Here is a 25,964-nt window from a genome sequence, read left to right as displayed (position 1 = left end):
TTCTAAAGTGCGATCTTTACCTCTTGTAATTATTAATCTTACTGATAGTGTAAACGTTATCTTTTTAGTAAAATTTACTTGGATTTTAATTAATGGAAACGATCGCTTACTCAGACTTTGCAAAGTTAGAAATTCGCACTGGAAAAATTATTGAGGTGGCGCGCCACGAGAATGCAGACAAGCTGTACATTGTGCAGATCGATGTCGGTGAGAAAACCCTGCAAACGGTAACGAGCCTTGTACCGTACTACACAGAAGAAGAGTTAATGGGTAAACAGGTGGTAGTGCTGTGTAATCTAGCAAAAGCTAAGATGCGTGGTGAAACCTCTGAGTGTATGCTGCTGTGCGCTGAAACTGACGATGAGTCGGAAAGCGTATTACTGACACCGGAACGCGCAATGCCATCAGGCGTGCGAATTGTTTAAGCTGTAAGTTAAATTTATTTATATAACAAATGCTTATGTTTTATGTCTCATTTTATAAATGAGTGAGTTGATTCATATTCACCTTTATTTATAATTTTCTTGATTTAAAACTGTTTAACAGTATGAAAATATAGGAAATTATAATGAAAAAGGTTTTGCCTTTATTGGCTTTAGGTGCAGTGGTTGCTTCAGCGTCGGTTCAAGCAAATAGTGGTTGGTATATTGGTGCGGATATTCATAACACTGAGATCGATACAGAGTTGAACATTGATTCATCGTCTTCAACAGGCTTTGGTATCGCTGTTGGTAAAGAGATGGCGCTCTCTCAGCAGTTTGTATTAGCTTTTGAGGGTGAGTTTATTCACTTTGGCAGCTTTAAAGAGAACGGATACTTCATCGATCAGTTTGGCACTGCGCACAATGCGAGCATTGAAGTTGAAGGTTACGCTGCGAATCTTAATGCGAAACCTAAATACTACTTCACAGGCACAGGTTTCTACTTAGGCGCTGTGGCTGGCTTGGGCGTGATGGGTGTTGACCTGAAGTTGGATGTTCCAACTGCATCTTCTAGCTCAATATCAACAGATGGTAGCGATATTGGTTTCAACTACGGTGCTGAAGCAGGTTATGAATTTGCTTCTGGTCTGATTGTTTCTGGTGGTTACCGTGCGTCTTCGGTCACGATTGATGTTGAAAATGGCGGCGATTTAGATTTTGATTTTGATGGCTTTTACGTAGGTCTAGACTACAAATTCTAATCAGATATTTGTCGAATATGAATAATGGAAGGGAGCCACTAGGCTCCCTTTTTGATCAGGTTATCTATTAATTCATAATGATGATCTTGCACACCCGCAAGGTTGCCATACTTGGGCTGGTGGCGGTCATTCTCTTTGGCGTGTTGCCAACCTATAGTATGGCGAACAAAGTGTTCAGCAAACGCGTGAGAGACTTCCAAGCATCCTGCTAAAACAGTATCTACATAACTTTGCATGATTGGGCTGAGCGTGCAGGGTGGAAGGGGATCGCTTTTCACGTAAACCCAAATCTCATGATCTGGATTAAAGCTGATGTCAGTTTCGATTTGTTCAGGACGAATTTGAATACGATGATAGCCACGTTCGCGGCGGTCAAATTCAGTCAGCGCTTGGTGGTCTACTTCGAGCAGCACACCGTTCACTTGCCCTTCGCCTTCATTCACAACCAGCGGTGACAAGATATAGCTGTCGTCGACTTTGCCCCAATAGCGCACTAACCCATGGGCAATAACGGGAATTGCTTCACCCGTTTGCCCTGTAAGCTCACGTGAGGCCGAATTGATTAAGCTGCCGTAGCCAAATATATACATCGTGATTGTTCCCTTTTACTTCGACGAATTCCGTTCTATCCGTTATACCTAAATATGATATCTAAGTCATTCTTACTGAGCCCAGCATTTTTACGTTCTTGGGAGGAAATGCCTCCACGGCATCAGGCGCAATGTTTTACCTCTAAAGGATAGTCTGATCTTATAACATGTATTTTTTATGCATGTTTGTGTTAAGATCGCTGACGTTAAGTTTTTCGACAGTACGAATTGGTACGTAAGGGCATCACAATGCTGAATATCACCGATAAAAAAGTGGAAGAAAAAATCCCCGCATGGCTGCGACTTGGGTTTAGACCGTTTTTCCTGTTTGGCTCTATTTACGCCATCATCGCGATTGCGTTGTGGGTATGGATGTTTCAAACAGGGCAGCCTAGCGCGTTGAGTGTTCCGGCTTTGTGGTGGCATGTACATGAAATGCTGTTTGGTTTCTCTATGGCGATTGTGGTGGGGTTCGTTCTGACTGCGGTACAAAACTGGACGGGGATCAATGGAACGAAGCACTACACTTTGCTAGCCTTGTTTTTGTTATGGCTTGCTCCTCGAGTTCTACTTTGGACGCCTGCACCACTTTGGTTAACCAGCAGTGTTGAAGCGCTGTTTTTACTGTTTGTAGCGTATGAGGTCGGCATACGAGTTTATCGTGCTAAAGGGTGGCGTAACCTATTTTTTGTTCCGTTATTCTTACTTGCAATCTTTGCGAACTTTGCCAGTTATGCCACGGTGAAAGGTATGCCTCCATTTACCTCTTCTGCTGTGTGGCAAGCAATGCTGTGGTGGTTCACTTTACTGCTTTCTGTCATGGGTGGGCGAGTAATCCCTTTCTTTACTGCACGTCGTTTCAACTTTGAAAAAGCTCAACCGCTGATGTGGCTAGATTGGCTCGCCAACCTACCATTGGTCATGTTGTTTGTACTGAGTTTCTTCCCTGTGACGTTTGCTGAACTTGGGAAGCCGCTGATGTTGTTTGCTGGTATCACCCAATTGGTTCGATTCTTACGCTGGAAACCTTGGTTGACTCTGAGCGAGCCACTTGTTTGGTCTTTACATGCGGCTTATTTGTGTCTGCCTTTAAGTCTTATCCTACGTGGCAGCTGGGATAACGCGTTTGCCAACCACAACTTGATTCATTTGTTTGCGATTGGTGCGCTAGGTGGCTTAATCCTAGCAATGATTACTCGTGTCACCATGGGGCACACTGGACGTATGATTTACAAAGGTCCGAACATGAGTATCGCGTTTGCGGCGGTGATTGCTGCGGCGTTAGCGAGAAGCTTAGGTGTGATATTTGCTCCTTCACAGATGTTCTTTTGGATTGATATCAGCGCAGCATTATGGATTCTTGCATTTGGTATGTTTGTGTGGCGTTTTGGTGTGATGTTGATAACTCCGCGTGTGGATGGTCATCCGGGATAATCGAAGAAAAATGAAAGTGAAGAAGGGCTTGGCGAGATGCTAAGCTTTTTTGTTTGATGTTGCTTCAGCAAATAACCCATTAATAGTAAGGAAATTATTAAGAATGTGAAAAACGTTGAATTCTAATCTGAGTTTTGCTCGTGCCAGAAAAGGCGGAGTTCGATACTCTGTATCTGTTATTGCTCGTATGAATATGAGTGATTAACTAGCCAATTGACGTTTTAGACCCATAGGTGTCTTTCGTGTAATTACATGGCCGCTTAGTTCTATACCTCCGTGGAACTAAGCGGCGTTTTTCGTTTTGTGGCTAGGTAAAATTAGATATTCCCTTGGCTGAAGTCTTTCTGGAAATAAAGAACTTTCTGTAGATAGCGTCTCGCTTCCCCTTTTGGGTGTTGAGTGGTTAATGCATCATAAACTTGAGTTGGGTTGAGGCTGTTAAGTTCATTCATTGCACGCTTACGGTCGCTATCAAACGTCGAAAGCACACCACCAGTGCCGCCGTTGTAGGCGGAAATCATACTAAAGTGCTTCGAGGTTGGATGTTTCACGTCTCGTAGATAGCGGTTTTTCAATATATAGAAATACGCTGCACCAGTATCAATGTTATTGGCAGGATCGAATAAGTATTCTTTGGTAGGAATACCTGGTTTGTTTTTTACTAAATTAAACACATCCGCACCCGCTGTTTTTGGGATCACTTGCATCAAGCCGTAAGCGCCAGCATGAGAAACCGCATAAGGGTTAAAACTACTTTCGGTTTTGATCACGGCGAAAATCAGATCTTCTGATAAACCATATCGTTTTGCAGCGTCACGTATCAAGCCAGCGTACTGGTATTCGCGTTGTTCTAGATGATCTTTCACCATGTTGATTTCGACATAGTAAGCACTGCCGTGTTTGATGGCTTTCTTTTGCAGTTTGTTGTCGAGTAGGTAGTCTGCGTAACGATTGGCGCGCCATTCCCATTCAATCGGTTTTCCATCGTGATCGAGAACTTGCCCCAATAAAAAAGGCTTACCACGTAATACCGCTTCCTTGTCACTAAACAGCTCCGCATGTGCTGGATCGGCAGGCATGAGTAGTGTCTGTACAATCGCTTTTTGTAGCTTTTCCGTTGGCTGGTATTGGGAAATTGTCGAAACGTAGATTTTTCCCGCTTCGAAGTCGATATGAGCGCGGGTGTTATAACCATCAAGGTATTTCACGTAGCGGTGTTTTCCCGCTTCGACGAACTCATCTTCACCCCAGCGATCTTTGGCTTTTTGCGCAATGTAAGCCAGTAACTGTTGGATATTCTCTTGGTTAGATGCACTTGGCGGCTTTACATAGGGAGGTACGTAGTCATCACATGCGCAAGGTGGTGTTTCTTCAGGAGCAACAGAGCAACCACTGAGGAGAAGTAAGCTCAGGAATAGCGATTTCTTCATCGGATACCGATTTAATTAGAGGTGAGGGCAATTGCCGACTGAAGAAAATAATAAGTAAGAGTGTTAATTGTCTGAAATTAAAACTTTTTGTGCTTTCGATAGAAGGTGTTGATATTAGAATTTAGCTCCAAAAAAAAGCCTGCGGGGTGCAGGCTTTGTATTAGGAGAGTCCAATTTAACTTACTTGTGAGAGGCTAACGACCTTTTGTTGCAGCTTCTCTTTTAGATATTCTGCCAGTGCGATTTTCTCCTCTTCGTTCATGTATAAGCCAAGTTTTGTACGACGCCATAAGATGTCTTCATCGGTTAGCGCCATTTCGTGATTCATCAAGTAATCAATTTCACGTTGATATACGCCACTTGCTTGCTCTGAGAAGCAGTGACCAAGATCTTCTACGCTGTTAGTGCCTTCCATCAGATCCCAAGTTTGTGTACCAAACTGAGTCACGTAGCGCAGCAACATTGTTTCTGATGCCCACGAGTATTTCGCATGAATCATCTTCGCAAGTTGCTCACGGCTGCAACTGAAGTTACCACCAGGAAGGGTTTGGTTTGCCGTCCAGTCTTTACCCATTTCAGGTAGGTAAGGTGCAAGTTTCTTCATTGCCGCTTCGCCAAGCTTACGGTATGTCGTGAGCTTGCCGCCGAACACTGAAAGTAAAGGTGCGTGGTCGTATTCAGCATCCAACTCTAGTGTGTAGTCACGTGTGATCGCTTGCGGTGAGTCAGACTCATCATCACACAGTGGGCGTACACCACTGTAAGTCCATACCACATCTTCGCGGCTTAGCTGGTGGACAAAGTGTTGGTTAACAATATCGATCAAGTAATCGACTTCATCTTCGGAGATCGCGACTTCACGCGGATCGCCTTTGTATTCCACATCTGTGGTACCAATGATCGAGAACTTATCTAAGTAAGGGATCATAAATACGATGCGGTTATCTTTGTTTTGTAGGATGTAGGCTTGCGGCTCGTTGTGGATACGAGGAACAACGATGTGCGAGCCTTTGATCAAACGAATGTTGCGAGGGGAGGTTTGCTCTAATCCTTCATCAAAGAACTGTTTCACCCATGGACCAGCAGCGTTAACCAGAGCTTTCGCTTTACGTTCGAAACGTTGGTCTGTGGTGACGTCATGAATAGTGACATGCCAAATGCCGCCTTCACGGTGTGCTTTTTCTACGCGGCAGTAGTTGCGAACTTCTGCGTTATTCTCTTTTGCAGCCAGAACGTTAAGTAAGACTAAGCGCGCATCGTCTACCCAACAATCTGAGTATTCGAAACCGGTTTTCATTTCAGGTTTCAAAAGACCTGATTTTGCTAGGTTGACAGTTTTGCTGCCTGGCAGTGTGGTTCGTTTACCCAAGTTATCGTAAAGGAACAAACCACAGCGGATCATCCAAGCTGGGCGTAAAAATGGGCGATGAGGTAAACGGAAGCGCATTGGTAGAGCCACATGTGGTGCTTTACGTAAGATCACTTCACGTTCAGCGAGCGCTTCCGAAACTAAACGAAACTCATAGTGTTCAAGGTAACGTAATCCGCCGTGGATCAGTTTTGAACTTGCAGAAGAGGTTGCCGATGCGAAGTCATTAGCTTCGTACAAACCGACGCTTAAACCACGACCAGCAGCATCTGCAGCAATACCAGCCCCATTAATGCCGCCACCGATCACGATCAGGTCTAAAGTAGGGGATGCGTTAGTCGTGGAAGCATTTTGTTGGATACTCATAAATTTGACCTCTTGGTGAGCGAACGAGCATTTTAGAACATGAGTTCATCCTAGCTTAGGTTTCGTTTGTGGTCATTATTTATTTTCGTTTATGAGCGTTTTGTGTGATTTGGGCACAAAAAAACCTCTGCCTAATTAAGACAGAGGTCATTTATTCGTATAGAAAGAGAGATAATTTGCTATTCGTTCTCAGATCTTTCTATTTGTGTATCAACCACTTCAAGGGGAACCGAGGCATCTTTTAGAATCGCAAGAATCTCTTCTGGTGGTTGTTTGTTGGTGAATACCATGTTCAATTGCGCGATATTGCCCAGTTTCACCATAGCATTGCGACCAAATTTCGAATGGTCAACCGCAAGGAACACACTGCGGCTGTTATCAATAATTGCCTGTTTAACGCGAACTTCATGATAATCAAAGTCCAGTAGTGAGCCATCAAAATCGATACCACTGATGCCTAAAATGCCGAAATCGAGGCGGAATTGTTTGACGAAATCGAGCGTCGCTTCACCGACAATACCGCCGTCACGGTTGCGAACTTCACCGCCCGCCAAAATAACTTTGATTTCTGGGTTTGGTAAAAGAATGGTGGCAACATTAATGTTATTGGTCACCACGCGAAGTTGTTTGTGGTTTTTATTGAGCGCTCGAGCGACGGCTTCTGGCGTGGTACCGATATCAATAAACAAGGTTGCGCCATCTGGAATGTGCTTTACTAGTTCTTCCGCAATGACATCTTTTTCATTGAAGTTAAGCGCTTTACGCGTGTTATATGACGTGTTCTCTGAACTGAGAGGAATGGTAGCACCACCGTGGTAGCGTCGAATCTTGTTTTCATCAGCAAGGTCGTTTAAGTCGCGACGGATAGTTTGAGGACTGACATTAAATTTTTCTACCAGCTCATCCGTGCTGACGTAGCCTTGTTTTTTCACCAACTCAACAATCTGTTGGTGTCTTGGTATTTGCTTCACTTAGCACTCCCTTGTGCACTGGTAATCGCCAATGCTTCAAATTCGAATATAGAAACTCGCTCTATTGTGCTCGAATTAGCGCATTGTGAGAAGTCGTGGGAATAGGGAATCCGCGATCGAACGCAAAAAAAGAGCGCCAAGTCGGCGCTCTTTACGATTAATCAGGGGGAAACTAATCGTTTATCAGAAATTAATCGTCTTCGTCGTGAAGCTCAGACCAAGTTTGAGCACACTTGACTGCGCGCTTCCAACCTTTGTAACGACGGTTACGTTTTTCTTCATCATCGTGTGGTTCGAATGTGCGATCGAGCACTGCTTTGTCTTGCAGCTCATCAATGCTATTCCAGAAACCAACCGCTAGACCGGCTAGGTATGCTGCACCCAAAGCGGTCACTTCAGTTACTTGAGGACGGTGAACTTCGGTATTAAGAACATCAGACTGGAACTGCATTAAGAAGTTGTTCGCCACGGCGCCACCATCTACACGAAGGTTCGCGAGCTTGATGCCTGAGTCTGCTTGCATTGCATCCAGCACATCACGAGTTTGGTAAGCGATACCTTCCAAAGTTGCACGGATAATGTGGTTAGAGTTTACACCACGAGTTAGACCGACAATCGTACCGCGAGCGTAAGCATCCCAATATGGTGCGCCCAGACCAGTAAACGCAGGAACCACGTAAACACCATTTGAAGTATCAACTTTGGTCGCAAAGTATTCTGAATCTTCGGCACCAGCCAGAATCTTCATTTCATCACGTAGCCATTGAATTGAAGCGCCACCCATGAATACCGCACCCTCAAGGGCGTAAGCTGGCTCACCTTTTGGACCGCATGCTAGCGTGGTCAACAGACCATTTTTCGATGTTACCTTCTCTTGACCCGTATTCATCAACAAGAAACAACCTGTGCCGTAGGTGTTCTTTGCTTGACCAGCTTCAACACACATCTGACCGTAAAGAGCGGCTTGTTGGTCACCTGCAATGCCTGCAATTGGGATACGAGTACCACCTTTACCACCAATGTTGGTTTGACCGTAGATTTCTGATGAGCGTTTTACTTCAGGCATCATGGATGCAGGGATGCCCATCTCATCCAGCATTTTTTGATCCCAGCATAGGTCATTAATGTTGAACAGCATGGTACGAGAAGCATTGGTGTAGTCGGTTACGTGGACGCGACCTTGTGTCATCTTCCAAACCAACCAGGTATCAACAGTACCAAATAGCAGCTTGCCTGCTTCAGCATCTTCACGTGCGCCTTCAACGTTATCTAGAATCCACTTCACTTTTGTACCCGAGAAGTAAGGGTCTAGAACCAGACCTGTATTGTCGCGAACGTAATCTTCTAGTCCGCGCGCTTTTAATTCTTCACAAATATCGGCAGTGCGGCGGCATTGCCATACGATCGCGTTGTAAACCGGTTTGCCTGTTTCTTTGTTCCATACAATCGTCGTTTCACGTTGGTTGGTAATACCGATACCTGCAAGTTGGTCGCTACGGATGCCGGTTTTCGCAAGTGCTTCAACCAAGGTAGAGCTTTGAGTTGCCCAGATTTCCATTGGGTCATGTTCAACCCAACCAGCCTCTGGATAAATCTGAGTAAATTCTCGCTGAGCGACGCTTACGATATTCGCGTCATGATCCAGAATGACAGCACGAGAGCTTGTCGTGCCTTGGTCTAGGGCAACAATGTATTTTTGCTCAGTCATGGTAAGAATCCTTTTGTTTCGTTATTTATATTTTAGTAAATGTTCGAATTGGTAGGGGTTAAGCTTGCGCTTGTTCTGCTTCTTCTTCGGTTTCGCACTGGTTAGGGATAGTACAGCCGTGACCTTGCTTTGGCAGATATGCAGCAATCGCTTTCGGGTACAACCAACCACCGAAGCAAGCACCTGCGATAGGAGCAAGAATTGGAACAATAAAGTATGGAATTTCACGCGCGCCAGTCAGGGCATAATCCCAACCTGCGAAGTAGGCAAACAGCTTAGGACCAAAGTCACGTGCAGGGTTCATCGCAAAGCCTGTTAGTGGACCTAGAGAACCGCCGATTACCGCAATTAGGATACCGATCAGTAGAGGGTTCATCGCGCCGCGAGGTGCGCCATTGTTCTCATCACCAAGAGCAAGAATGGCAAACATCAGCACTGCAGTAATCACGAATTCCACAGCAAAAGCGCCAAAGAAAGAGAGAGAAGCATGTGGGTAAGTCGAGAAAATGCCCGCTGTGGCTAATGCGTCTTGGCTGCTACGAACGAAGTTGTGTGCGATTTCGTAATCCGTAAAGAGGTTGCTGTACAAGCTGTAGACCAAAGCAGCAGAGCAAAATGCACCTAGCATTTGCGCAATGATATAAGGCACAACTTTCGCCTTATCAAATCCATGGAACATCGCCAGTGCGATAGTTACAGCAGGGTTGATGTGTGCACCGGATACGCCCGCAGTACAGTAAATAGCGATGGCGACGCCAAAGCCCCATACAATACTGATTTCCCATTGACCAAATTGAGCCCCGGTCAAAACGAGTGCAGCAACACAGCCTACGCCAAAAAAGATAAGTAATCCTGTACCGATAAACTCGGCCAAACATTCTCCGAGCAGTGAGGGGTGTTTGTTCGTTGTCATGTTAAGAGTCCTTTAATATTTATGCTTATCTAGCACGGTTCTATTGTGCATATATAAACGTTTGCGAAAACAAACGAGCGCTAAAAATGAGCGTTTGAGCATAAATTTGTTAATCAAACTCTTCGTTTTTGTTAATTGACGCATCTTTTGCTCAAAAAGGAAACTCGATAAAACGAATTATGGTCTTCAATTTTGCTTTGATAGACTAAAACTACCGATGTGAAAATCAATGCACAAACTGGTAAGAGGAGTTTTGTGAACCTGCTTCGCGAATGGTGGGAAAATACTCAGATTATTGGTCGAAAACTAACCCTAAAGAGCTAGCTAACACTAATGATGATAAGGGATTGCTGATATTCATTCGCTCGTTGCTAAGAGCTACGCCATCTCAAAGAAAGAAGACCGTTTCCCGTAGCACATATGCCATCTTTTGCTTGGAGACGACCTCTAAATGTACGTTGGAAGCGGTGGGCTTATGTTGACCCTAATTGTTAACGCGATGACATTGTTGCAACACGCCACAATTGGGGCGTTTGATGGCTTAAATCACGTGCTTCGTCTCTTCAACTTCCACCTTTTATCCATTTTTGTGGTCATTTGAGCACTTGATTCACTTAATATTGTGCTGATTTTGTTCGTTTGCGCACTTCGTGTTCTATGTGGACAGTAACGAAATCTGCAGAAAGTGGAAGCGCAGTCTAATTAAAAGCCTCTAATTTTCTGTATTTACTGAAATTTAATTCTTATGCAACATTTGTCACAGAAATAAAAATCGAATTTCATAAAATGCATTCACTTTCGAACGAAACTCCTTTTTGCTCGTTCGCGATTTTATACTCCCTACCATCGCTCACATTATTAATGAGGTTCCTATGTTTGGAATATTCAAACCTAAGGCGCACATCGATCGTTTATCGTCCGATAAGATCGATGGCACTTATTCCCGCTTACGTTGGCAACTCTTTATCGGCATCTTTGTTGGTTACGCTGGCTACTACCTGGTTCGTAAAAACTTTAGCTTGGCGATGCCTTATCTTATTGAACAAGGTTTTAGTCGTGGTGACTTAGGTGTTGCCTTAGCTGCGGTATCTATTGCTTACGGTTTATCAAAATTCTTAATGGGCAGTGTTTCTGACCGCTCAAACCCTCGTTACTTTTTAAGTGGCGGTCTATTAATGTCAGCGCTTGTGATGTTCTGCTTCGGCTTTATGCCTTGGGCTACTGGCAGCATTACTGCGATGTTTATTCTATTGTTCCTAAACGGTTGGTTCCAAGGTATGGGATGGCCTGCCTGTGGTCGAACCATGGTTCACTGGTGGTCGCGCAAAGAGCGTGGCGAGATAGTGTCGGTTTGGAACGTGGCACATAACGTGGGTGGTGGTTTAATTGGTCCGCTGTTCATCCTTGGTCTTTGGGCATTCAACGACGATTGGCGCACCGCTTTCTATGTACCTGCATTTTTTGCCACGCTCGTAGCTGTCTTTATTTGGTTCACCGTAAGAGATACACCGCAGTCTTGTGGTCTTCCGCCAATTGAAGAGTATAAAGACGATTACCCTGATGATTACGACAAGTCACACGAAAAAGAAATGACGGCGAAGGAAATTTTCTTCAAGTATGTCTTTTCTAATAAGTTGTTGTGGTCAATTGCGATTGCGAACGCGTTTGTTTACCTGATCCGCTACGGTGTGCTGGACTGGGCGCCGGTATACCTTAAAGAAGCGAAGGACTTCTCGGTTGATAAATCTTCTTGGGCTTACTTCCTATACGAGTGGGCTGGTATCCCAGGTACGCTATTGTGTGGTTGGATTTCAGACAAGCTATTTAAAGGTCGTCGTGCTCCTGCCGGTATTCTATTTATGGCGTTAGTAACCGTAGCGGTGTTGGTTTACTGGTTCAACCCAGCAGGTAACCCAGCAGTAGATATGATGGCGCTGGTTGCAATCGGCTTCTTGATTTACGGTCCGGTAATGTTGATTGGTTTGTATGCGCTAGAGCTTGCTCCTAAGAAAGCGGCAGGTACGGCTGCAGGTCTAACTGGCTTATTTGGTTACTTGGGTGGTGCGGTAGCGGCAAACGCGATTCTTGGCTATACAGTAGACCACTTCGGCTGGGATGGCGGCTTTATCATCCTAATCGGTTCATGTATCACCTCTATCGTTTGTCTAACTTACGCATTTCTTGGCGAGCGTGCTCACCATGAACAAAAAGCGCGTGAGAAAGAAGTATTGGCGTCATAAAATATTAAAGGGGCGGTGGAATACTGCCCCTTCAATAAGCTAAGGAAAGAACAATGAAAACAACGTCAGTTTGCATGACGGTTCTCGCTCTGAGCATCTCAGCTGGAGCTATTGCACAACCGCTTGTTATCGCGCACCGTGGCGCATCGGGTTATCTACCAGAACATACTTTAGAAGCAAAAGCGTTGGCGTACGCGATGAAACCAGACTACATCGAACAAGATGTGGTGATGACCAAAGACGATCAACTCGTTGTATTGCATGATCATTACCTCGATCGCGTGACCGATGTAGCTGAGCGATTCCCGGATCGTGCTCGTAAAGATGGTCGTTACTATGCGATTGATTTCACGTTGGCAGAAATCAAATCATTGCGAGTCACTGAAGGCTTTAACATTGATGATAAAGGTAACAAGGTTGCTGGCTATCCAACACGATTCCCAATGTGGAAATCAGACTTCACCGTACCTACTTTTGCTGAAGAGATTGAGCTGATCCAAGGCTTAAACAAAATGCTGGGTTATGACATCGGTATTTACCCGGAAATCAAAGCGCCGTGGTTCCATCGTCATGAAGGCAAAGACATCTCAAAAGCGGTGCTTAAAGTTTTAAAACAGTACGGTTACGATTCGCAAGACGACAAAGTATACCTTCAGTGTTTTGATGCGAATGAGCTTCAGCGCATCAACAGTGAACTCATGCCCGCATTGGACATGGATTTAAAGCTCGTTCAGCTCATGGCTTACACCGATTGGAACGAGACCATGGAGTACCAAGGCGAAAAAGCAACACCATACAGTTATGACTGGATGTTTGAAGCCAATGGTATGAAGAAGGTCGCGGAATACGCGGAAGGGATCGGTCCTTGGAAACCAATGTTGGTGGATGACAAATCAACCAAGGATAACATCATCATCAAACCTTTGATGAAAGCGGCAAAAGATGCGGGTTTGCAAGTGCATCCTTATACTTTCCGCGCGGATCCAGGGCGTATTCCTGTTTACACCGACAGCTTCGATGGCATGATGGACATCTTCTACAATCAGGTGAAAGTGGATGGTTTGTTTACTGACTTCCCTGATAAAGCAGTGAACTTTCTGAACAAGTAAAATTCAAAAAAGCTGAGTATTTGAAGTTCTCAGTATTACGTCACACGCCATGTCGTAACAATGTGCCCTCTCTCAGGCAATAAAAAATCCCCCAACAGTTTCCTGCTGGGGGATTTTTCGTAGGGCTAATTACTGCAATACCTAAATGACTTCAAGATGCTCAGTTCAGAGTGTGGTCACTGATAAAATGACGAAGTGAAATAGCTCGCTATTTTCAAGTTATTTGACGTGGGAATCGTAATTGTGACACGCTCCCAAAGGGCGAGTTGTCTTGGCTTTCGTGCTTTGTTAACGAGCTTTGATTTAGATTGACTAGATCATCAACTCGTTGCCGCGCCTGCAAGCCAAGTCAGCCTCGCTGAATCAAGCATCTCGAGGTTAGTTGGGTATTCTTATTAGTTGTTTTTATGCAGTTCGCTGTTCAGTTCAACCGCGCTCTTGTTTGCAAGACACTCGATTTGACCTGTTACAGAGTTACGACGGAATAGTAGGTCAGCAACACCAGCAAGATCGCGTGCTTTTACTACTTCTACTTCTTGGCCTGCAGAATCTAGCATGCGCACTTTAGAGCCAGCGGTTACGTATAGACCTGATTCGATAGTACAACGGTCACCCATTGGGAAACCAAGACCTGCGTTTGCGCCTAGTAGAGAGTTTTCACCGATAGAAACTACAACTTTACCGCCGCCAGATAGCGTACCCATGATAGATGCGCCACCGCCGATGTCAGAACCGTTACCAACCACTACGCCAGCAGAGATACGACCTTCAACCATGCTCACGCCAGTTGTACCCGCGTTGAAGTTGATGAAGCCTTCGTGCATTACCGTTGTGCCTTCGCCAACGTGTGCGCCAAGACGTACGCGAGAAGTGTCAGCGATACGAACACCAGTTGGTACCACGTAGTCCACCATTTTAGGGAACTTGTCTACGCAATCTACGCTTAGTGCACGACCCGCTAGGCGAGCTTCGATTTGACGCTCTGCTAGTTCAGGTAGGTCGATTGGACCTTCATTAGTCCATGCGATGTTGTGTAGTAGACCGAAGATACCGTCTAGTACCGTACCGTGTGGTTGAACTAGGCGGTTAGAGATAAGTTGAAGTTTTAGGAAACCTTCAGCAACGCTTTGTGGCTGCTCGTCAGTTGCAAGGATAACCAGTACAAGTGGTTGTGCTGATTCTGCTGCTTTTGCTGCGAAAGAAGCGTTTGCCGCATCGCCGTTTGCTTCAAATGCTGCTGCCAGTTCTGCGCTTTGTGCTGCAGAGATCTCGATAGCTTGGTTGCCTTGCTCGTAACCTGCTACTGCTGCTAGTGCGTTAACAAGCGCTTCGCTTGGGTTAAGAACTGGGTTTGGGAAAAACGCTTCGATGATTTTGCCGTCGCGATTTTTAGTTGCCGTACCAAAGGCTAGAGAGAAGAAAGCCATAGTTGATCTCCATGTGTTGAGTCTTGTGTCTCGTCTGTTCACTGACAAGAAATAATTAAGTTGTCAGTCATCATAAAGAGAGTGTTGGGGAGTTTAAAGAGGGGAAATGGAGAAAGTCTGTAGATGGATACCTTTTGTCTTTTTAGAGATATGTTTGTCTGATGAGAAATGTGTCGCAAAAGCCTTCTCAGACCGATTTGGGGTAAAGACAAAGTGAAGTTGGAAAAGGGGCGCAGCAAAAAATAAGGGGAGGACCGAAGTCACTCCCCCTACACTGGGTTTGTTGGATTTAATCGCTTTGGATAGAAAGCGATTAAATCGGCTTAAAGGCTAAGTTCACCGACGGCTACGGCAAGTGCAACAGTTGCACCTACCATTGGATTGTTGCCCATACCGATGAAGCCCATCATCGCTACGTGTGCAGGTACTGAAGAGCTACCTGCGAATTGTGCATCGGCGTGCATGCGACCCATGGTATCGGTCATACCGTAAGAGGCAGGACCTGCCGCCACGTTATCTGGGTGTAGAGTACGACCAGTACCACCGCCTGATGCCACAGAGAAGTAAGGCATGCCTTCACGGTTACGTTCTGCTTTGTAGATGCCTGCTACTGGGTGTTGGAAGCGAGTCGGGTTGGTTGAGTTACCAGTGATGCTCACATCCACTTGTTCTTTATGCATGATAGCCACGCCTTCACGTACATCGTCTGCACCGTAGCAAAGGATCTCACCACGTGGACCTTGGGAGAAACGGCGACGTTCTACTTCCACTAACTCACCAGTTTGGTAGTTGTATTGAGTGCGTACGTAAGTGAAACCATTGATGCGTGAGATTAGGTAAGCGGCGTCTTTACCTAAACCATTCAGGATCACTTTCAACGGATTTTTGCGTGATTTGTTCACGTTTAGTGCGATTTTGATTGCGCCTTCTGCCGCTGCGAATGACTCATGACCGGCAAGGAAAGCGAAACAGCCACTTTCTTCATTCAATAGACGAGCCGCCAATGCACCGTGACCGATACCCACTTGGCGTTGCTCTGCCACGCTGCCGGGTTTAGTGCACGCCTGAAGACCTTCACCGATGATGTTTGCTGCTTCTTCTGCTGTTTTTGCTCCGCGGAAAATCGCCAAAGCGGTGCCCAGTGTGTAGGCATCTGCCGCGCTTTCAAACGCGATAGGTTGAGTGTCCATCACTAGTGCTTTAGGGTCGATACCACGATCCATACAGTATTGGTAAGCCGCTTCCAGAGAAGAAAGTTGCATTTCGTCTAATGTACGACGTACAGATTCAGTAATTGGAGTGTTCATAATCTCTTTCCTCTTGGTGGCAATTATTGTTGGCGTGGGTTAATGGTCGTTACGGCTTCGTCAAAACGACCGTAAGTGCCCGTTGCTTTTTCTGCTGCTTCTGCTGCAGATACGCCTTCGTTGATGGCTTTCATCATCTTGCCTAGGTTGAGATATTGGTAACCAATCACTTCTTTGTTTTCGTCTAGCGCGAGTTTGGTTACATAGCCTTCAGCTAACTCCATGTAACGCACGCCTTTTGCTTTGGTTGAGTAGCTTGTACCCACTTGGCTGCGTTGAGTTTGACCAAGATCTTCCAGTGCCGCGCCAATTTCCAAGCCGCCTTCAGAGAAAGCAGATTGAGTACGACCGTAAACAAATTGAAGGAAGATTTCGCGCATCGCGACGTTGATAGCATCACACACTAAGTCAGTGTTGAGTGCTTCAAGAATGGTTTTACCGGTTAGGATTTCTGCGGCCATCGCGGCTGATTGAGTCATGCCTGAACAGCCGATCGTTTCGATCAAAGCTTCTTCGATGATGCCGTTTTTGACGTTAAGGGTCAGTTTTGCTGCACCTTGTTGAGGAGCACAAGCACCAACGCCGTGGCTAAGACCTGAAATCGCGATAACGTCTTTTGGATTGATCATTGTGCCTTCAACAGGGATCGGTGCAGAAGCATGAAGATCGCCGCGTTGAATCGGGCACATTGATTGGATTTCGTGTGAGTATTGCATAATGTTTTCCCAGTGTACGACATCCAGCATATTGGTCAGACTCAACGGCGTTGACTGCTCTTATTCGCTCCATCAAATAGAAAAACTATGTTCAGGAGGCTTACGCGTTTGTCGCCTTGTTGAGTTAACAACTATTTTGGATATCTTTTTAATTTTTGAGAAAACAGGAGCGGGGTTGGAGAAGAGTTGAATTGCTCACTACAGAACTCTTACTTTCACAATATAGGTGAAAGCATTTCCAACAGGGCTGACCTGTTCTCGTTTCTGTAGGAGTCATTAGCTTTAAAAGCGGTTTGAATCTTTCGATTCCGGTGGTACCCCATCACCGTGCCCATTTAGATTAGATCTAAGTCACACTAATCTGCAACATGAAATTTAGAGCAATTTGGGATATTAAATCGGTTCTTTATATTCTCAGAGATATATGGCGATAAATGCAACGCATAAAAAAACGCCGCATGGTGCGACGTTTTTTTAAACAAATGAGAGGCTTACGCAGCGTCTTCTTGTTCGCTATCTTCTTCAACAGCTTCAAGCTTCTTTGCTTTTTTTGGCGCAGGCTTACGTTTTGCACCCAAAGCGTAAAGTACTTCTTCTTTGTTTTGCGCAAGGAACATTGCAAGATCTTCTTGCTTACCTTCGTCTTCTAGAAGTTCACTTTTACCTAGCAGTGAGAATAACTCGTCCGCCATATCCAGCATTTTGTCGTATGCGTCAGCTTCCGCTTTAGAGGTAAAAGTCATTTTCTCTTCTCCATTGCGTTCTACCACGTACTTGACGATTACAGCCATGGTTGGTCCTCTAACTTGATGAATTTATACTGGCTTTTTATACAGTTTTTGACCAATTAAGTCTAGCGACAAGCCTCAGAATGAGAGCCGGGTACAACTAACTGACCAGCATTTGAGCTATCTACCTTAGATTCTCTACCTTGAACTATCCACCTCGAACTAGTCATCTTTAAGGTGCGGGTTCTCTGGGCGTTCCCAATTTTGGCAGAATTCAATAAACGTACGCAGAAGTGGGTTTTGATACTTCTCTTTGTGGATCAAAAGCCAGAAGCGGCGCTTCATATCCAAAGGCATGTTGAGCATCTTCACTCGACCATCGCGAATTGCAGGTTCTGCGGATAAGCGCGACAAACAACCTAAACCAAGCCCAGCAGATACCGAATTGATCAGCGCTTCAGTGGTGTTGAGCTGAAAAGCCTCATGCCAATGCTCTAAACGCGGAGCGATAACGCGCATAAAAAACTCTCGAGAACCAGAACCAGCTTCACGCAGAATCCACTCGGTGTCTTCGAGTTCATTTAGGCTGATAGGTCCTTCGTCATAGTTAGGGTAATCAGGTGGACAAATCACACACATTTCATCTTCGCTGAATTGCGTTGATTCTAGCTCTGGGTGTATGGTCTTGCCCTCAATGAGCGCGATGTCGAGTTCGTAAGCGATCAACATGTCACAAATCTGGGCAGAGTTGGAGATGAACAAACTCTGTGATTGGTGATTCGTTTCATTACGAAAATCACTTAACAGGTAAGGCGCAACTTGGTTGCCGATGGTGTCACTGGCACCGATGCGTAGCAGCCCCGATAAGGTTTGGTCGCCATCGAACACACTCTCAATATCCCGAGCTCGGTTGAGGAGTTCATCCGCGAGGGGCAAAAGTTTTTGTCCTTCTTGGTTGAGAATTAAGCGGTTGTTCACCCGGTCAAATAGGTGATGTCCGATTTGTTTCTCTAACTCAGACAATGCCATACTTACCGCTGCTTTCGAAAGAAACAGGCTTTCTGAAGCCGCTGTCAGCGTTTTGTGCTGAGTGATCGTAGTAAAAACTTTCAGTTGTTTAAGAGAGATATGACTAGGCATGATGTTCCGTTAAGTAAATCTGAACGTTAGTTTTAAATAATTAGATATATTGGAACGAAGTGCAAGAGTAATATACACCCCATAGAAAGTTAGCCTAGATTTTGAGGTCGTAATGATTCAAAGAACAAAAGCAAAAGTAATGGGAGCACCAACCCCAATGGCGGGTCTGGCTCTTGGTATTGCGAGCTTGGGTTGGAGTTGGGAAAACTTCGCCGAATTACATGGCTATGGACAGTGGATTAGCGCAGGTATTGCAAGTGTATTGCTAGCAATCTTGGCGGTTAAATTTCTTTTTCACAATCACTTGTTAAGACAAGATCTTGCGCACCCTGTGGTGGGTAGTGTCGTTCCAACTTTCGCAATGGGAACTATGGTGGTTTCAAACTCACTAGGGCATTTCTTCTCTGTTGCAGGTGACGTGCTTTGGTTAATGGCGGTAGCGTTACATATCGTGTTCCTTGTGAGCTTTTTGTACCACCGCGCGAAAGACTTCGAACTACACCACATGGTGCCAAGCTGGTTCGTACCGCCAGTGGGTATTATCGTTGCAGACGTGTCTTTCTCTGGTAATCCAGTGCTTGCACCAATTGCACATGGTGCATTGATCTTCGGTATGGTGGCTTACGCTGTGATGCTGCCAATGATGATCTACCGTTTCATGTTCACTCATGAAATTCCAGATGCAGCAAAACCAACAATGGCAATCATGGCGGCACCAGCAAGCCTATCGTTGGCCGGTTACCTAACTGTAACAGCGACGCCTTCACCAGTGATTATTGCTCTATTGTTTGGTATCGCGGTATTGATGACAGCCATCATCTACTTAGCTTTCTTTAAACTGCTAAGACTGCCATTTAGCCCTGGCTATGCAGCGTTTACCTTCCCAATGGTGATTGGTGCGACAGCTCTGTTCAAAACAGCAAATTGGATGGAAGCAAATGGTCTAGCAGCGCACTATGTACAACAAGTTCGTGGTCTAGCAGGCATCGAATTAATTGTGGCAACGATTGTGGTGACTTACGTAGGTTTGCAATACATCAATAACTTGCTCATTCAACCACGCTTGATGACCACACATCACGCATAAAGCTGAAGTTTTACTCGTAAAGCAAAGTCTTTTGGTCTCTCTCGCCAAGAGGCTTTTTTTATATTGGTAGACTAGGTTATACGTCGACGAATAGATTCTATGTTGACGAGTAGATAAAAAAGCCACCCGAATAGGGTGGCAGGAAAGTTCGACACAATACTAATTCATCAAACTAGGGACTGGTTATCCCTTGTTGTAAAAGCGCGACATTTCATCCAACGATTGTTGGATGGCGTTCACTGGTACTTGGTGTTCGTTATCAACTTTCAATTGGTTATTGAGTTGCTGAGAGTGCCCACCAGGGTTTACCACTAACATAGTTTCTTTACCTACCAGCGCATAGTTGTAATAGCTTCCAGCGATGAACCAATCTCGCGGAACGCAATTGTCAAACAAGTCTCGTCCTACACTGTAAAATTGGGTTTCCCCTTTAACGTCGAATAGCTCGTTCATTAGGGTTGGCACGATATCAAAGTGCGTTGTGCGGTAATTAATTTGTTCCGGCTGATGATCTGGCAGATAAACGTACAGCGGCACGTGTACTTGAGTATCACTGTAGTTACCCGTATGACCCCAGTAGTTCATTTTATGATCGTTAAATTCCTCCCCATGATCGGAGGTAATCACGATAATGGTGTTCTCCAGATCAACGTTTTTCAGAACTTTTTCGATCAAACTATCAATGAAATATAACGAGTTCTTATAGCGGTTGTGGTAAAGCGAGGCGTCAAAATCGTTATCGAGCAGAATATGATCGACGCGCTCCCAGTAAGGTTTGAATTTGGCAAATTCAGGTTCTGGGAAACTGGTGCTGTGGGCAGAGTCATAAAACAAGAAGCTAAAGTATGGTTTGTCGCTATCCTGCTTTTGAAACTGAATAAACTCATCGGTGATCTGTTGATCTCGTTCGATTTGTGTTTCGCCAGTCTGCTTTAACGTAAGATCTTTCACCTTCTTAAAGACAGTGCGAGACAAAGGTGGGCTGGTTAATGGTGCGGAGCCAAAAATGCCCATTCGATAGCCTTGGTTTTGCAATGTATCCATGAATACAGGCGATTTCTGACTCGCATAAAAGCTGTTCCAATACGTTGCTGGTAAGCTGTAGAACAGGCTGAAAATGCCCGCTTGAGTAGAGTTGCCACCGCTCATGTGTTGAGAGAAGTTGACCGTTTTTTCGGTGAACTTGCTGACATTTGGCATGATGTCAGGTGTTGCATCGCTGTAGCGCCACGCATCAACCAGTATGAAAAGGACATTAGGTTGTTTATCTTTACGTTCGACTTTAATAGGCGCCAATGGGTAATTGAGTGAACTGCTTTCAATATTCTTGAGTTCTACTCGGTTTTGAGATGCGATGCTTTGGTCAACTAAACCGTGACGGTAGATAAATTGGTGTGCAGTGAGTGGATAATACAGTGGCCAGTTATTTGAAAATTGGCTGACTTCATCATCGTAGAGCGCATTTTTATAAGCGTGGATCATCTGGCTACTTAGCAGCAAAGCAAACCAAATGCTGAGCAGGATAAACTTCCCCCGGCTCTGAACAAGTTTGTGACTAAGCCAAACGGTACATGCGAGACCAATGATAAGCAGTGCAATGTCGCTAACAAAGATCAGCCAGCTCATCCAAGAGATTTCAAATACGTCACGACCGCCTTCAAAGAACATGCGGATCAGTAGACCATTGATGTGCAGTTTGTATTGCTGGAAAACGAGGATATCGACTTTCAGCATGATCAAGATTGCGATTGCAATGGCGATCACAACGACTTTGAACATGCGTGTCGGCAAAAAGGATAGCAATAAACAACCTAACATCATTGGCATAGCAATCAATCCCAGCCAGCCTAGTTGTGTCGCGACTAAGTAGTACTTTTGCAGAAATGTGAGCGGTTCTGCTTGGCTATTTGACAGCAAAAATGGGTAACAAGCGATCGACAGATAAAGAGCAAAGCAGGCAAAAAAAGCCATCAGCCAAGCACTATTAGAAGAAAGTTTGCGTAACATACTTTGATATTCCAGTATTTCTCGCCCATTTAATTGAACTTAGAGTGGATATCCGCCGAAGAGAGGTGCAATTTCGCCTCCAATTGTTGGTTTCAAACCAATATTCAATATGATGGGTATTGTTATAAAAATTTGTGATGATTATAAAACAGTGTTTTTTATCATGAAATACTTGTGACTGATGTCACGCTTTGTATTTGCGTGTAAGACGTTGCTTACAAATGTCAGTTGTTGGTTATTTGAGCACAGTTTGAGTGTTCTCTAACCTTTTGTTATTTAAGCTATCGAGATCGCTCTAGGAATAAATGCGGCTGTGCTAAGCTTGCTAGCAGTTTCCATTGGCATTCGGTGCACTTACTTTGTTTACTGTCTATCACTCCAATCAGGTCGATGTTCTCAAATCACTTCTTGTTGAACTGATTCGCATCAACCCATTAGAAAACCCATTCGAAAAAGAGCAAATTCTGGTGCAGAGCCCGGGTATGTCTCAGTGGTTAAAAATGGAATTGGCGAAAGAGTTTGGTGTTGCGGCAAACCTAGAGTTTCCGCTGCCAGCGACCTTTATCTGGGAAATGTTTACCCAAGTATTGGCTGATGTGCCAAAGCGCAGTGCCTTCAACAAAGAGGCCATGACGTGGAAGTTGATGCATTTGCTTCCGGGTTTGTTGAACGAAGCGTCATTCGAACCTTTGGCACGTTATCTTCAAGACGACAGTGACAACTCCAAGTTGTATCAATTGGCAGAGAAAATTGCCGATATCTTTGATGGCTATTTGGTGTACCGCCCAGAATGGATTGCAAGCTGGGAAGCCGGACAAACGGTGCCTGAACTTGAAGACGAGCATCCATGGCAGCCGATTTTGTGGCAAGCATTGTACGACCACACGGTTACTCTTGGGCAATCGCCTTATCATCGTGCCAATTTGTACGAACACTTCATTGATACGCTAGAAAACTTCAACGGCAATTTTGATCATCTGCCGAAGCGCCTGTTTGTGTTTGGTATCTCTTCACTGCCACCACGTTACATGGATGCGCTAAAAGCCATTGGTGAACATATTGATGTCCATCTAATGTTTACTAACCCCTGCCGTTATTATTGGGGTGAAGTACGCGACCGTAAATTCCTAGCTCGCTTAGCAGCAAAACATCGTCAGCACGTGGTGTGGCAAGAAGACCATTCTGAAGTGCAAGGTGAGACTGAGCAGCTAAAAGGTTCACTAGAAGAAAACGTGGTGGATGAGCTGCATACTGATGTGGTGGGTAACAGTTTGTTGGCTTCGATGGGCAAACTTGGACGCGATAACATGTATCTGTTGTCGCAGCTTGAATCCCATGAGATAGAAGCTTTTGTTGATGTTGAGCGCGACAGTCTGCTCCATCAACTTCAAGCTGACATTCTTAATTTAGAAGAGCACCAAGACGACGAGCAAATCGACAGCAGTCAGCACAAACAAGTGGTGAGTTTAGGTGATAAATCTCTGAGCTTGCACTCTTGCCACAGCCCAATGCGAGAAGTGGAAGTGCTACACGATCAGCTTCTGGCGATGTTCGATGCCGATCCGACACTGAAACCGCGCGATATTATTGTCATGGTGGCAGACATCAATGCCTACAGCCCTGCGATTCAGGCGGTGTTCGGCAATGCGCCGGGTGAGCGATTTATTCCTTACTCGATTTCAGACCGAACGGCCGATCAAGAAAGCCCAATTTTGGCGGCTTTCATGCAACTTGTTAATTTACCGAATACACGTTGTTTGGCTTCTGAATTACTTGAGTTGTTAGAAACGCCGGCGATTTTGAAGCGATTCGACTTAAGCGAAGATGATTTCCTTCAAGCCAAACTATGGGTGGAAGAATCTGGTATTCGCTGGGGGCTAGATAGCCATACGGGCAGCGAATTTGAACTGCCAGAAACACGCCAAAATACATGGCAATTTGGTATTCAGCGTATGTTATTAGGCTACGCGATGCCAGAATCTGCCGGTTTGTTTGAAGCGCAAGAGGGTAGCCTCTCGCCATACAATGAAGTGCAAGGTATGGGCGCAGAACTGGCCGGTAAGTTAGCTCACTTTATTCAACAAATTAGCCAATATCGCCGCAAACTTTCCCATGTTCAGTCGATTGATGCATGGCGTGAAACCTTGGTGGCAATGTTGGATGACTTCTTCTCTGTTGAGTTAGAAGGGGAAATGGCGCTTAAGTCGATTCGAGATACCCTGAGCCAACTGAAAGAACAGCTAACCGATGCGGCATTTGATGATGCCTTGTCGCCATCTATTGTTAGCCAGTATCTACAAAACAAGCTGTCAGGGACGCGGGTCAGCCAGCGCTTCCTTGCTGGACAAGTGAACTTCTGTACGCTGATGCCGATGCGCTCGATCCCATTTAGAACCGTATGTTTACTCGGTATGAACGATGGTGTGTACCCGCGCTCAATGCCACCAGAAGGTTTTGACCTAATGACAGGGCGTACTAAACCGGGCGACCGTTCACGTCGAGACGATGACCGTTACCTATTCTTAGAAGCCGTGCTGTCTGCACAGCAAAGTTTGTACATCAGTTATGTTGGACGTTCTATCCAAGACAACACTGAGCGCGTGCCGTCTGTGCTGGTGTCGGAGTTGATGGAATATTGCCACCAGAACTACTGCTTAGATGGCGATCAAGACCAGCCTGTTGATGACTCCGGAGATAAACTACTCAACGAGTTAGTGAGCGTACATGCCATGGTGCCATTCAGTCCAAGCGCATTCCAAGGTTCTCATTCAAGCTATGCCAAAGAGTGGATTCCAGCTGCGTTGACCCAAAGCAATCAATCGCAAGGTCATGCGCGTGGCGAGTTTAACCGCGCATTGGATGATTACTTACTTGGCGCAACCTTCCCAATCGAATTGGACTTGGTGGAATTACAACGCTTCTGGCGTTTGCCTGTACAGTATTTCTTTAACCGTCGTTTGAAAGTGATGTTCGAGCCGCCGTTACCTGTGATGGAAGACGATGAGCCGTTTGTTTTAGGTGGCTTAGAAAGCTATCAGATGCGCGATGAGTTATTAGAAACCTTGCTCGAAACCGCCATTACTCAACCGTCCGCAAAAGCAGACGTACTCAAGCACTTCATGAGTGAGCAACGCGCGCAAGGCAAATTACCGGTTGGGGCATTTGGTGATATCGAGTTTGAAACCAACCGCGTGCAAGCGGAAGAGCTGGTGGATAAGTTGGCGTTTTTATCCGGCGCACCGCAAGACGATTTAGAAATCGACCTTACCTTCGATGTGCTTGGTGAAGGAAAAAACATCCGTCTAACCGGTTGGTTAACTCAATGCTATCAGTCCGGTTTGATTCGCTACCGTAGCGGTAAAATTCGTGCGCAGGATTACCTAGCTGCATGGATTGATCATCTTGCTATGTCTGCCTCTGGTCAGGCTAGAAAGACCCACGTTATCGGTTATGACCGCAAGGAAGGCGCGGTGCATTTAGTTTACCCTGCAATGGCAGACGCTGCGCAAGCGAAACAATTTCTTGCTGAATTAGTACGTCTGTTTTTTGAAGGCATGACTAAGCCATTGCCATATTTCCCGAAAACAGCACTGGCGTGTGTCGAGGCGGGCTTTAGTCGTGGCCACTGGGCTGATGACGAAGAGAAATCGCTGAAGAAAATGGCGGACGCATTCAATGATGGGTACATGAGCCCAGGCGAAGGAAACAATGCGTATATTTCGCGTATTTGGTCTGCTTGGAATGATGAGCTTGCAGCAGAAGTTCGCACACTGACTGCATTGGTTCTTCAAGGCGCAAGATTGACGGCGATGGATGCTGAAAGTATACCCAAGTAACCTCAAGATGCTTGGTTCAGCGAGATTGACTTGGCTTGTAGGCGAGGCGATGATTTGAAGATCTAGTGGCTCTAAATTAAAAATCGTCAACGAAGTATACGAGCCAAGACAACTCGCCCTTCGGGAGCGTGTCACTGAAGCAATTTCATCGTCAAACAACTTGGAAAGAGCAATCTATTACACAGCGTTGTTTTCCTTGCTTATTTTCGATAAACAGGGAATCAGTGACAACGCTCTGAATCCTGTATCTTGAAGTCACTTGGGTATAAGAATAAGTTGGATTATTTAGATAAAGAAGAGAGTAGGGTGGCCGCCAGAAAATCATTATTTTTTGTAGGGCGTTCGCTGTACGGCCACAAGGTCAGAGGGACCATGATTCGTTTGAGTGTAGCCGCCTGAATGG

Annotated in this window: 19 protein-coding genes and 1 riboswitch; of the genes, 7 read left to right on the top strand and 12 right to left on the bottom strand. The window is 45.3% G+C overall.

All coding sequences use genetic code 11. The annotated features are described in order from the left end of the window. Positions 1–92: 92 nt before the first annotated feature. Both NL647_RS21230 and NL647_RS21225 read left to right on the top strand, forming a co-directional pair. Positions 93–425: a tRNA-binding protein gene (locus tag NL647_RS21230; RefSeq protein WP_009698684.1), complete on the top strand. Its 333-nt coding sequence runs from the start codon at positions 93–95 to the stop codon at positions 423–425. Positions 426–568: 143 nt separating this feature from the next. Beyond that, positions 569–1,183, top strand: a complete 615-nt coding sequence (locus tag NL647_RS21225; protein ID WP_005450882.1) for an outer membrane beta-barrel protein — start codon at positions 569–571, stop codon at positions 1,181–1,183. Between the two features lie 38 nt (positions 1,184–1,221). Here NL647_RS21225 and NL647_RS21220 read toward each other — a convergent pair whose 3' ends face one another. Then, entirely contained in the window at positions 1,222–1,773 is a 552-nt protein-coding gene (locus tag NL647_RS21220; RefSeq protein WP_005450884.1) for a gamma-glutamylcyclotransferase family protein, read from the bottom strand. A gap of 249 nt (positions 1,774–2,022) precedes the next feature. Here NL647_RS21220 and NL647_RS21215 point away from each other — a divergent pair, with 249 nt between their 5' ends. Next, positions 2,023–3,207 carry an NnrS family protein gene (locus NL647_RS21215; RefSeq protein WP_114320528.1) on the top strand — a complete coding sequence of 395 codons (1,185 nt, stop codon included), beginning with the start codon at positions 2,023–2,025 and terminating at the stop codon, positions 3,205–3,207. Positions 3,208–3,524: 317 nt separating this feature from the next. Here NL647_RS21215 and mltC read toward each other — a convergent pair whose 3' ends face one another. From mltC to NL647_RS21190, 5 genes are all read right to left on the bottom strand, one after another. Then, positions 3,525–4,637, bottom strand: coding sequence for a membrane-bound lytic murein transglycosylase MltC (gene mltC / locus NL647_RS21210; protein WP_017189193.1), 1,113 nt, complete (start codon positions 4,635–4,637; stop codon positions 3,525–3,527). A gap of 175 nt (positions 4,638–4,812) precedes the next feature. Then, complete coding sequence (gene glpD / locus NL647_RS21205; protein ID WP_050908452.1) at positions 4,813–6,372, bottom strand: glycerol-3-phosphate dehydrogenase; 1,560 nt, start codon at positions 6,370–6,372, stop codon at positions 4,813–4,815. Between the two features lie 179 nt (positions 6,373–6,551). Then, positions 6,552–7,343, bottom strand: a complete 792-nt coding sequence (locus tag NL647_RS21200; protein WP_005450892.1) for a DeoR/GlpR family transcriptional regulator — start codon at positions 7,341–7,343, stop codon at positions 6,552–6,554. A 190-nt stretch (positions 7,344–7,533) separates the two neighbouring features. After that, positions 7,534–9,051 (bottom strand): glycerol kinase GlpK, encoded by a 1,518-nt coding sequence (glpK, locus tag NL647_RS21195; protein ID WP_005450894.1) that lies wholly within the window; start codon positions 9,049–9,051, stop codon positions 7,534–7,536. A 58-nt stretch (positions 9,052–9,109) separates the two neighbouring features. Beyond that, the gene (locus NL647_RS21190; RefSeq protein WP_005450895.1) at positions 9,110–9,964 is read right to left on the bottom strand and encodes an MIP/aquaporin family protein; all 855 of its coding nucleotides are present in this window, start codon (positions 9,962–9,964) and stop codon (positions 9,110–9,112) included. Positions 9,965–10,836: 872 nt separating this feature from the next. Here NL647_RS21190 and glpT point away from each other — a divergent pair. Together glpT and glpQ are read left to right on the top strand one after the other, a co-directional pair. Next, positions 10,837–12,204 (top strand): glycerol-3-phosphate transporter, encoded by a 1,368-nt coding sequence (gene glpT / locus NL647_RS21185; protein ID WP_047512797.1) that lies wholly within the window; start codon positions 10,837–10,839, stop codon positions 12,202–12,204. Positions 12,205–12,257: 53 nt separating this feature from the next. Further along, positions 12,258–13,313, top strand: a complete 1,056-nt coding sequence (gene glpQ, locus NL647_RS21180) for a glycerophosphodiester phosphodiesterase (RefSeq protein WP_253650657.1) — start codon at positions 12,258–12,260, stop codon at positions 13,311–13,313. Between the two features lie 395 nt (positions 13,314–13,708). Here the strand turns inward: glpQ and dapD are convergent, their stop codons facing one another. The 5 genes from dapD to NL647_RS21155 form a co-directional block, all read right to left on the bottom strand. Next, on the bottom strand, positions 13,709–14,740 hold the full coding sequence (gene dapD / locus NL647_RS21175) for a 2,3,4,5-tetrahydropyridine-2,6-dicarboxylate N-succinyltransferase (protein ID WP_253650656.1): 1,032 nt from the start codon (positions 14,738–14,740) through the stop codon (positions 13,709–13,711). Between the two features lie 323 nt (positions 14,741–15,063). Then, positions 15,064–16,047, bottom strand: a complete 984-nt coding sequence (locus NL647_RS21170; protein ID WP_005450901.1) for a GGGtGRT protein — start codon at positions 16,045–16,047, stop codon at positions 15,064–15,066. A gap of 23 nt (positions 16,048–16,070) precedes the next feature. Further along, the gene (locus tag NL647_RS21165) at positions 16,071–16,763 is read right to left on the bottom strand and encodes an iron-sulfur cluster assembly scaffold protein (RefSeq protein WP_114320526.1); all 693 of its coding nucleotides are present in this window, start codon (positions 16,761–16,763) and stop codon (positions 16,071–16,073) included. Between the two features lie 260 nt (positions 16,764–17,023). Then, positions 17,024–17,099: riboswitch (Fluoride riboswitch) on the bottom strand. Between the two features lie 155 nt (positions 17,100–17,254). Continuing rightward, the gene (locus NL647_RS21160) at positions 17,255–17,554 is read right to left on the bottom strand and encodes a YebG family protein (protein ID WP_005380208.1); all 300 of its coding nucleotides are present in this window, start codon (positions 17,552–17,554) and stop codon (positions 17,255–17,257) included. A gap of 159 nt (positions 17,555–17,713) precedes the next feature. Next, positions 17,714–18,631 carry a LysR substrate-binding domain-containing protein gene (locus NL647_RS21155; RefSeq protein ID WP_009699616.1) on the bottom strand — a complete coding sequence of 306 codons (918 nt, stop codon included), beginning with the start codon at positions 18,629–18,631 and terminating at the stop codon, positions 17,714–17,716. 112 nt (positions 18,632–18,743) lie between these two features. Between NL647_RS21155 and NL647_RS21150 the strand changes: the two genes are divergently transcribed. Beyond that, positions 18,744–19,718: a TDT family transporter gene (locus NL647_RS21150; RefSeq protein WP_253650655.1), complete on the top strand. Its 975-nt coding sequence runs from the start codon at positions 18,744–18,746 to the stop codon at positions 19,716–19,718. 183 nt (positions 19,719–19,901) lie between these two features. Here NL647_RS21150 and NL647_RS21145 read toward each other — a convergent pair whose 3' ends face one another. Further along, positions 19,902–21,725, bottom strand: a complete 1,824-nt coding sequence (locus NL647_RS21145) for a DUF3413 domain-containing protein (RefSeq protein WP_253650654.1) — start codon at positions 21,723–21,725, stop codon at positions 19,902–19,904. A 359-nt stretch (positions 21,726–22,084) separates the two neighbouring features. Here NL647_RS21145 and recC point away from each other — a divergent pair, with 359 nt between their 5' ends. After that, complete coding sequence (gene recC / locus NL647_RS21140; protein ID WP_253650691.1) at positions 22,085–25,561, top strand: exodeoxyribonuclease V subunit gamma; 3,477 nt, start codon at positions 22,085–22,087, stop codon at positions 25,559–25,561. Positions 25,562–25,964: the final 403 nt, after the last annotated feature.

The organism is Vibrio sp. Y29_XK_CS5 (genome assembly GCF_024181835.1).
Lineage (GTDB): Bacteria > Pseudomonadota > Gammaproteobacteria > Enterobacterales > Vibrionaceae > Vibrio > Vibrio harveyi.
The sequence above is the reverse complement of the archived record's forward strand: the minus strand, read 5'-3'. Positions and strand labels throughout refer to the sequence as shown.

Bases quoted from the DNA above. Each gene is read 5' to 3' on its own strand.
- NL647_RS21170 (WP_005450901.1), bottom strand. From the start codon at position 16,047: ATGAACACTCCAATTACTGAATCTGTACGTCGTACATTAGACGAAATG.
- NL647_RS21215 (WP_114320528.1), top strand. From the start codon at position 2,023: ATGCTGAATATCACCGATAAAAAAGTGGAAGAAAAAATCCCCGCATGG.
- glpQ (WP_253650657.1), top strand. From the start codon at position 12,258: ATGAAAACAACGTCAGTTTGCATGACGGTTCTCGCTCTGAGCATCTCA.
- NL647_RS21230 (WP_009698684.1), top strand. From the start codon at position 93: ATGGAAACGATCGCTTACTCAGACTTTGCAAAGTTAGAAATTCGCACT.
- NL647_RS21155 (WP_009699616.1), bottom strand. From the start codon at position 18,631: ATGCCTAGTCATATCTCTCTTAAACAACTGAAAGTTTTTACTACGATC.
- NL647_RS21225 (WP_005450882.1), top strand. From the start codon at position 569: ATGAAAAAGGTTTTGCCTTTATTGGCTTTAGGTGCAGTGGTTGCTTCA.
- mltC (WP_017189193.1), bottom strand. From the start codon at position 4,637: ATGAAGAAATCGCTATTCCTGAGCTTACTTCTCCTCAGTGGTTGCTCT.
- NL647_RS21145 (WP_253650654.1), bottom strand. From the start codon at position 21,725: ATGTTACGCAAACTTTCTTCTAATAGTGCTTGGCTGATGGCTTTTTTT.
- NL647_RS21165 (WP_114320526.1), bottom strand. From the start codon at position 16,763: ATGCAATACTCACACGAAATCCAATCAATGTGCCCGATTCAACGCGGC.
- glpT (WP_047512797.1), top strand. From the start codon at position 10,837: ATGTTTGGAATATTCAAACCTAAGGCGCACATCGATCGTTTATCGTCC.
- glpK (WP_005450894.1), bottom strand. From the start codon at position 9,051: ATGACTGAGCAAAAATACATTGTTGCCCTAGACCAAGGCACGACAAGC.
- glpD (WP_050908452.1), bottom strand. From the start codon at position 6,372: ATGAGTATCCAACAAAATGCTTCCACGACTAACGCATCCCCTACTTTA.
- NL647_RS21190 (WP_005450895.1), bottom strand. From the start codon at position 9,964: ATGACAACGAACAAACACCCCTCACTGCTCGGAGAATGTTTGGCCGAG.
- dapD (WP_253650656.1), bottom strand. From the start codon at position 14,740: ATGGCTTTCTTCTCTCTAGCCTTTGGTACGGCAACTAAAAATCGCGAC.
- NL647_RS21160 (WP_005380208.1), bottom strand. From the start codon at position 17,554: ATGGCTGTAATCGTCAAGTACGTGGTAGAACGCAATGGAGAAGAGAAA.
- NL647_RS21150 (WP_253650655.1), top strand. From the start codon at position 18,744: ATGATTCAAAGAACAAAAGCAAAAGTAATGGGAGCACCAACCCCAATG.
- NL647_RS21220 (WP_005450884.1), bottom strand. From the start codon at position 1,773: ATGTATATATTTGGCTACGGCAGCTTAATCAATTCGGCCTCACGTGAG.